The organism is Roseisolibacter sp. H3M3-2, assembly GCF_029211165.1.
GTDB lineage: Bacteria > Gemmatimonadota > Gemmatimonadetes > Gemmatimonadales > Gemmatimonadaceae > Roseisolibacter.
Map to the genome: position 1 here is coordinate 1 of NZ_JARGEK010000251.1, position 7,335 is coordinate 7,335.

Annotated in this window: 8 protein-coding genes; 7 read left to right on the forward strand and 1 reads right to left on the reverse strand. The window is 75.3% G+C overall.

Going from position 1 to position 7,335, the window contains the following annotated elements; all coding sequences use genetic code 11:
* From PYV61_RS17685 to PYV61_RS17710, 6 genes are all read left to right on the forward strand, one after another.
* A partial coding sequence (locus PYV61_RS17685) for a CPBP family intramembrane glutamic endopeptidase (RefSeq protein WP_275834042.1) occupies positions 1-1,211 on the forward strand: 1,211 nt, incomplete at its 5' end.
* The gene (locus PYV61_RS17690) at positions 1,208-2,005 is read left to right on the forward strand and encodes a TMEM175 family protein (protein ID WP_275834044.1); all 798 of its coding nucleotides are present in this window, start codon (positions 1,208-1,210) and stop codon (positions 2,003-2,005) included. The genes PYV61_RS17685 and PYV61_RS17690, both read left to right, overlap by 4 nt.
* Positions 2,002-3,189, forward strand: coding sequence for an acyl-CoA dehydrogenase family protein (locus PYV61_RS17695; protein WP_275834046.1), 1,188 nt, complete (start codon positions 2,002-2,004; stop codon positions 3,187-3,189). The genes PYV61_RS17690 and PYV61_RS17695 overlap by 4 nt, the downstream gene beginning before the upstream one ends.
* A gap of 7 nt (positions 3,190-3,196) precedes the next feature.
* Positions 3,197-4,285: a phosphotransferase family protein gene (locus tag PYV61_RS17700; RefSeq protein WP_275834048.1), complete on the forward strand. Its 1,089-nt coding sequence runs from the start codon at positions 3,197-3,199 to the stop codon at positions 4,283-4,285.
* A gap of 363 nt (positions 4,286-4,648) precedes the next feature.
* Positions 4,649-5,506 carry a DUF1206 domain-containing protein gene (locus PYV61_RS17705; RefSeq protein ID WP_275834050.1) on the forward strand — a complete coding sequence of 286 codons (858 nt, stop codon included), beginning with the start codon at positions 4,649-4,651 and terminating at the stop codon, positions 5,504-5,506.
* A 53-nt stretch (positions 5,507-5,559) separates the two neighbouring features.
* Positions 5,560-5,826 (forward strand): hypothetical protein, encoded by a 267-nt coding sequence (locus PYV61_RS17710; protein WP_275834052.1) that lies wholly within the window; start codon positions 5,560-5,562, stop codon positions 5,824-5,826.
* Positions 5,827-5,840: 14 nt separating this feature from the next.
* Here PYV61_RS17710 and msrB read toward each other — a convergent pair whose 3' ends face one another.
* Positions 5,841-6,281: a peptide-methionine (R)-S-oxide reductase MsrB gene (gene msrB / locus PYV61_RS17715; protein WP_275834054.1), complete on the reverse strand. Its 441-nt coding sequence runs from the start codon at positions 6,279-6,281 to the stop codon at positions 5,841-5,843.
* Between the two features lie 95 nt (positions 6,282-6,376).
* Here msrB and PYV61_RS17720 point away from each other — a divergent pair, with 95 nt between their 5' ends.
* Positions 6,377-7,162, forward strand: a complete 786-nt coding sequence (locus tag PYV61_RS17720) for a carboxypeptidase regulatory-like domain-containing protein (protein ID WP_275834056.1) — start codon at positions 6,377-6,379, stop codon at positions 7,160-7,162.
* The last annotated feature ends 173 nt before the right edge of the window (positions 7,163-7,335 follow it).

Sequence of the window (7,335 nt, forward strand, 5' to 3'; positions counted from 1 at the left end):
GCGCGCCGGCGGGCGACATGGCGGCGGCGTGGCGCGACGCGCCGTGGGTGGAGACGGGCGCCGCGTCGCGCGACCGCCCGGCGCGCACCGACCACTCGTTCACCTACGAGCGGCTGCTGCGCGACGCGCGCGCGCACGGTGCCGAGCTGCGCGAGCGCGCGGTGGTCACGGTGAGCGGCGACCGCGTGACGAGCGCGCGGCGGTGGCTGGTGGTGCCGGCCGCCGGGGAGCGCGGCGCGCGTGCGCCCCCGGCGCCGGAGCGCGCGCTGCAGACGGCGGGGTTCACGCTGCTGGTGGTGGGGGCGATCGGCGCGCTGGCGGTGTTCCTGCTGCGGCTGCGCGCCGGCTCGGCGCTGCTCGGGCGGGCCGCGTACTGGAGCGGGATCGTGTTCGCGTGCGCGTTCCTCACCGGCGCGCTGGCCGACTACGCGCTGCTGGGCGCGTGGGACCCGCTGTGGCCGCGGTGGATCGCGCGCTTCGCGTCGCTGGCCGGGCAGTCGCAGGGGACGGCGTGGATGTTCGTGCTGCTGTTCGCGTTCATCGCCGCCGGCGACGCGCTCGACCGGGAGCAGGGGGCGGGGCGCGGGGCGACGCTGTGGCGGCTGGGGCGGGGCGGGATCACCGACCCGGCGGTGGGGCTGGCGTCGGCGCGCGGCTTCGCGGTCGGGCTGGTGTGCGGCGGGGTGATGGCCGCGTCCACGTGGGTGCTGGAGCGGACGGCCGGCGCGTACTCCGGGGTGCAGCCGACGGGGTTCTTCTACTACGCGCTCAACTCGACCCTCCCGTCGCTCGCGACGCTGCTCTTCTTCACGAACATCGCGCTGCTCGAGGAGCTGGGGTACCGCCTGTTCGCCGGGAGCTGGCTGCTGCACGTCACGCGGCGGCCGTGGGTGGCGATCGTGGTGCCGGCGGTCGTGTACGGGCTGACGCACACCGGGCTGTCGTTCCTCCCGCCGCAGGAGCCGTTCTGGGGGCGGGCGGTCGTGATGTCGCTCGTCGGGTGCGTGTGGGGGTGGGCGTTCCTGCGGTGGGACGCGCTCACCGTGGTGACGTCGCACCTGACCGCGGACCTGTTCATCTTCAACTGGCCGCGGCTGGCGAGCGCGCACCCCGAGGTGCGGCTGGCCGCGCTGGCGACGGTCGCGGCGCCGCTGGTGCCCGCGCTGGCGGCGCTTGCCGCGCGGGCGTTCCGGCGGCAGCTTCGGGCATGATCCGCGAGCACCTCGTGAAGGCGCACCCGGCGCGCGACGGCGACTTCCGCTGGCGCGGCGACGGCGTGTCGCGCGTGGAGGGGCTGAGCGACGCGGTGTTCGGCTTCGCGGTGACGCTGCTGGTCGTGTCGCTGGAGGTGCCGAGCACCTTCACCGAGCTGGCCGACATGATGCTCGGGGTGCCGGCGTTCGCGATCACCTTCGTGCTCCTGCTCATCGTCTGGCACGCGCACTACAAGTTCTTCCGCCGCTACGGGCTGGAGGACCGGCGCACGGTGGTGCTGAACGCCGGGCTGCTGTTCGTGGTGCTGCTCTACATCTACCCGCTCAAGTTCCTCTTCCAGACGATCGTCGGGCTCACCATGGCGCTGGCGGCCTGGAAGCTGGACATCGCCTGGCTGGACGGCACGCGCGAGGCGGCGCTGGGCGCGATCCGCCCCGACCAGTGGCCGGCGCTGCTGAGCATCTACGCGGTCGGGTACATCGCGCTCTACGGGCTGTTCGCGCTGCTGCACCGCCACGCGCTCTCGCAGCGGGACGTGCTGGAGCTCGACGCGGTCGAGACGGCGATCACGCGCCACAGCATCCGCGAGTCGCTGGTCATGATCGCGGTGGCGGTGCTGTCGGTGGTGATCGTGCTGGGCGGCGCGTACGGCCTCGGGTGGCCGCCCTGGGTGGCGGGCTTCCTCGGGGGGTGGAGCTACATGCTCATCTGGCCCGCGCAGACGATCATGGGGAAGCGGCACGACCGCGAGCTGACCGCGCTCCGCGCCGCCCGCCTGGCGCCCGCGTGAGCGTCGCCCCCCTGCTCGACCGGATCCGCGGCTTCCTCGACGCCCGCGTGCTCCCGCTGGAGCCGGCGTTCCTGCAGCGCGAGTTCCGCGACCTGCTCCCCGAGCTGGGCGCGCTGCGCGCGGAGGTGAAGGCGCGCGGGCTGTGGGCGCCGTACTTGCCGGCGTCGCTGGGCGGGCTGGGGCTGTCGCTGGTCGAGTACGCGGAGGTCAGCGCGGTGCTCGGCACGTCGCCGATGGGGCACTACCTGTTCAACTGCCAGGCGCCCGACGTCGGCAACGTCGAGCTGCTGCACGCGCACGGGTCGCCGGCGCTGCAGGCGCGGTGGCTCGAGCCGCTCGCCGCCGGCGAGATCCGCAGCTGCTTCTCGATGACGGAGCCCGACTACCCGGGCTCCAACCCGGTGTGGATGGGGACGCGCGCCGAGCGGCACGGCGACGCGTACGTGATCACGGGGAGGAAGTGGTTCACGTCGAGCGCCGACGGGGCCGCGTTCGCGATCGTGATGGCGGTGACCGACCCGGACGCGCCGCCGCACCGCCGCGCGTCGCAGATCGTGGTGCCGATGGACGCCCCGGGCGTGCGCCTCGTGCGCAACGTGCGGATCATGGGCGAGGCGGGGAGCGACTGGGCGAGCCACGCCGAGGTGCACTACGACGGGGTGCGCGTCCCCGTCGCCAACCGCATCGGGCCGCAGGGCGAGGGGTTCGCGCTGGCGCAGGAGCGGCTGGGGCCGGGGCGCATCCACCACTGCATGCGGTGGGTCGGGATCTGCGAGCGCGCGCTCGACCTCATGTGCCGCCGCGCCGCGACGCGGATGCTGGCGCCCGGCAGGGCGCTGGGCGCGCAGCAGCAGGTGCAGTTCTGGATCGCCGAGAGCCGCGCCGAGGTCGACGCCGCGCGGCTGTACGTGATGGACACCGCGCGCCGGATCGACGCCGACGGGGCGCCGGCGGCGCGCGACGCGATCAGCGCCATCAAGTTCCACGTCGCCGGCGTGCTGCAGCGGGTGCTCGACCGCGCGATCCAGGTGCACGGCGCGCTCGGCGTCACCGACGACACGCCGCTGGCGTGGTGGTACCGGCACGAGCGCGGCGCGCGCATCTACGACGGCGCCGACGAGGTGCACAAGGCCAGCCTCGCGCGGCGCATCCTCAAGCGCTACGGGCTGGACGCGCGGGAGTGAGGCGCGCGTGAGGGAGGACGCGCCCCGCGCGGTGCGTGCGGGGGAGGAGCTCGACGTCGCCGCGCTGGCCGGCTTCCTGGCGCGCGCGGTGCCCGGCTGGGCGGACGTGGACGCGGGGGCGCTCTCGGTCGCGCAGTTCGGGAGCGGGTTCTCGAACCTCACGTACCTGGTGCGCGCGGGCGACCGCGAGCTGGTGCTGCGCCGCCCGCCGCGCGGGGTGCACGCGGGGAGCGCGCACGACGTGCTGCGCGAGGCGCGGCTGCTGCGCGCGGTGCGCCCCGCCTACCCGCGCGTCCCCGAGGTGCTGGCCCTGGGCGACGACGCGTCGCTGCTCGGCGCGCCGTTCTACTGCATGACGCGCGTGCGCGGCGTGATCCTGCGCGGGCTCCCCGGCGAGCCGGTGCCGGACGCGGCGGCGATGCGGCGGCTGTCGGAGCGCTTCGTGGACGAGTTGGCGGCGCTGCACGCGCTCGACTGGCGCGCGGCCGGGCTCGCCGAGCTGGGGCGCCCCGACGGCTACGTCGAGCGGCAGGTGGCGGGGTGGGGGCGGCGGTGGCTCGCGGCGCGCGCCGGCGACGTCGCGTCGGTCGACTGCGCGGCGGCGTGGCTGGAGGCGCACCGCCCGCCCGAACGCGGCGCGGCGTTGATCCACAACGACTTCAAGTACGACAACCTGGTGCTCGACCCGGCCGACCCGTCGCGCGTGGCGGCGGTGCTCGACTGGGAGATGGCGACGCTCGGCGACCCGCTGATGGACCTCGGGACGTCGCTGGGGTACTGGGCCGACCCCGACGACCCGCCGGAGCTGCGCGCGCTCGGGCTCGGGCTCACCGCCGCGCCGGGGAACCTGTCGCGCGCGGAACTCGTGGCCCGCTACGCGAGTATCACTCGTCGCGACGTCGGGGCGGGGGACGCGCTGTTCTACTACGTGTTCGGGCTGTTCAAGCTCGCGGTGGTGGCGCAGCAGATCCACGCCCGGTACGTCGCGGGGCACACGCGCGACCCGCGCTTCGCGGCGCTGGACGCGTCGGTGCGCACGCTCGGCGCGCTGGCCGGGCGGGCGGTCGCCCTCGGGCGGATCGATCGCCTCGGGTGACGCAGCGCACGCTCGATCGTGTATCCCATGCGCGCGTGACGCGCTATATTTCAGGCAACTCGAGTGGTCGGTCGGGGAGACTCCTGTTTTGACCCGACACTCTTGAAGCCGGGCGTCGTTCCACAGTCCGTTGACGTCATGCCCCAGTGCGGGGAAGGCGGAAGGCGGAGGGCCGGTCGCCCAACTGATGCAATGCATCGGGGCTTCAAAACAACCTTCCCGGCAGACTCTCGAGCCTCGCGGCCCGCATCCGGTTCCCCGGAGCGGGCCGCGAGGCGTTTCGGCCGCGGCCGTGCCGTGGCCCGTTCCTTTCCTTCTCTCGCGCCCGGACGAGCGATCCGGACGAGCGACGAGGAGGAGACGATGGGACAGCAGATCAGGCCGGCGGTGGAGGCCGGCATGCACCGGGCGGGACGCCTCGCGAGCGAGGGGGCACCCTGGCTCACGCGCGCGGCGCGGCTCGGCTACGCGGCGCGGGGCGTCGTCTACGTGACGCTGGCGCTGCTCGCGCTGCAGGCCGCGATGGGGCGGCGGCAGGCGGAGGGGCAGGGGGGCGCGCTGCGGACGATCGCCGAGCAGCCGGCGGGGCAGCTCCTGCTGGTGATCGTGACGATCGGGCTCTTCGGCTACGCGGCGTGGCGCCTGCTGGAGTCGGCGCGCGGCGCCGACGGCGAGGGGAGCGACGCGAAGGGGATCGCCCTGCGCCTCGCGCACGCGGGGAGCGGGCTGCTCTACGGCTCGCTGGGGCTGCAGGCGATCCGCCTGCTGCAGGGCGGCGCGCAGAGCAACGACGAGGCGCGCGCCGAGGGCTGGACGTCGCGGCTGATGGCGCTGCCGTGGGGACGCGCGCTGGTGGCCGCGGTCGCCCTCGGCGTGCTGGTCTACGCCGGGCAGCAGCTCTGGAAGGCGGCGCGCGGCGACGTGACCAAGCACCTCGACCTGCACGCGCTCGGCGCGTCGGGGCGCCGCAACGTCGAGCGGCTGGGGCGCGCGGGGACGGCGGCGCGCGCGGTGGTATTCGTGGTGAGCGGCGGCTTCCTGCTGCTGGCGGCGCGCGACGCGAACCCGAGCGAGGCGACCGGGCTGTCGGGCGCGCTGACGACGCTGCAGGGGGCGCCGTGGGGGCCGTGGCTGCTCGGGCTGGTGGCGCTGGGGCTGCTCGCCTTCGGGCTCTTCCAGATCGTGCAGGCGCGGTACCGCGTCGTGCGCCCGGTGGCGTGAGCGCCGCCCCCGGTGCACGATAGACCCGACCCCCTCACACGCCGGAGGTGCACGTGGAGCTGAACACGACCGTCGCGATCCTGATGGGCGTCCTCGCGCTCGCCGCGCTGTACGCCGCCGTGCGCGTCAACGGGCGCTCGGAGGCCGGGCGCCGCGCCGCGCCGGGCTACGTGATCTTCGCCATCGGCGCGGCGCTGCAGGCGATGACGCTCGTCCGCAGCGAGTACAGCACGCTGATGGCGGTGCTCGGCACGGCGGGGCTGGTGCTCGGGCTGGGGATGATCGCCCGCGCGTGGAGCACGCGCTCGGCGTCCGCCTAGCCCGAGTCCGGGCGTCAGTCGACGAGCGGCGGCAGCGGCTCGCTCTCCGGGACGAAGCGGAGGGCGACGCCGTTGTTGCAGAAGCGCTGCCCCGTGGGCTCCGGGCCGTCGTCGAAGACGTGCCCCTGGTGCCCGCCGCAGCGCGCGCAGTGGTACTCGGTGCGCGGCCAGAAGAGCTTGAAGTCCTTCTTGGTGCCGAGCGAGCCGGGGACGGGCTGGAAGAAGCTCGGCCAGCCGGTGCCGCTCTCGTACTTCGCGTCGGTGGTGAACAGCGGCGCGTGGCAGGCGGCGCAGACGTAGGTGCCGGCGCGCTTCTCGTCGTTGAGGGGGCTGGTGCACGACCGCTCCGTCCCCTCCTCGAACAGGACGGCGTACTGCTCCGGCGTGAGCCGGCGGCGCCACTCCTCCTTCGAGATGTGGACGGGGAAGGCGGCGGGCGACGCGGAATCCGACACGTGGGCTCCTGGGAAGTGTGGGTGAACAATACCCCGGCGTGACGGGCCGCGATCCGCCCTTGACAGCCGCCGCGCCCGGCCGGATGGTCGGGCGCATGCGCCCTCTCCTCCTGCTCGCCCTCACGCTGCCCCCGGCCGTCGCCGCCGCGCAGCCGCAGCCCGCGGTGCTGGCGGGCGTCGTCACCCGCGACGTCGCCGACGGCCAGCCCACGGGGGCGCCGCTGCGCGGCGTCACCGTCGCCGTGTCGGGCGTCCCACGACGGGCCGCCACCGACGCCGGCGGCCGCTTCGTGATCGGCGGGCTGCCGATCGGGACGCGCGACGTGGTGGTGCAGGCGGCGGGGTTCGCGCCGGTGACGATCCAGGCCGAGCTGGCCGCCGGCGACACCACGTGGATCGACTTCGCGCTGGTGCCGACCGGCGCCGCGGCGGCCCGCGGGACGGTGGCCGCGGCGGGCGAGGCGGCGGGCGCGCCGGGGCTGGTCGAGTTCGACCGGCGGCGGAAGGGCGGCGGCGGCGTGTACTTCACGCGCGCCCAGATCCAGCGCTTCGTCGGGCGCCGGCTGACCGAGATGCTGCGGCCGATCCCGGGGGTGACCATCGCGACCGTCGGCGGCGGCACCACCGTCATCGCCAGCCGGCGCGGGCTGACGAGCGAGCGCTCGAACACGCTCTGCTACTTCCAGGTCATCGTGAGCGGCGTGCGCGTGTACTCGTACGACCCGTTGACCAACGAGCTGCCGCCGGACCTCGAGCTGTTCGACCCGGCGAACCTGGGGGGGGTCGAGGTCTACGCGGGCGGGGCGCGCACGCCCCCCGAGCTGAACTCGACGGGCGCCGGGTGCGGCACCCTCGTGCTGTGGCCGCAGACGCCGCAGTGAGCCGCGGGACGGCGCGCGCGGCCGCGCTGGCCCTGTGGTGCTGGGGCGGCGCGGCGGCCGGCGCGCAGGTGGTGAGCGTGACCGTCCGCGAGGGCGAGTCGGGGCCGCCGGCGGCCGGCGCGGTGGTGTCGCTCACCGACTCGGCGGGGCGTCGGCGCGCCTCGGCGCTCACC

Coding starts and splice junctions, on each gene's coding strand:
- PYV61_RS17690 (WP_275834044.1), top strand. CDS start 1,208: ATGATCCGCGAGCACCTCGTGAAGGCGCACCCGGCGCGCGACGGCGAC.
- PYV61_RS17705 (WP_275834050.1), top strand. CDS start 4,649: ATGGGACAGCAGATCAGGCCGGCGGTGGAGGCCGGCATGCACCGGGCG.
- PYV61_RS17720 (WP_275834056.1), top strand. CDS start 6,377: ATGCGCCCTCTCCTCCTGCTCGCCCTCACGCTGCCCCCGGCCGTCGCC.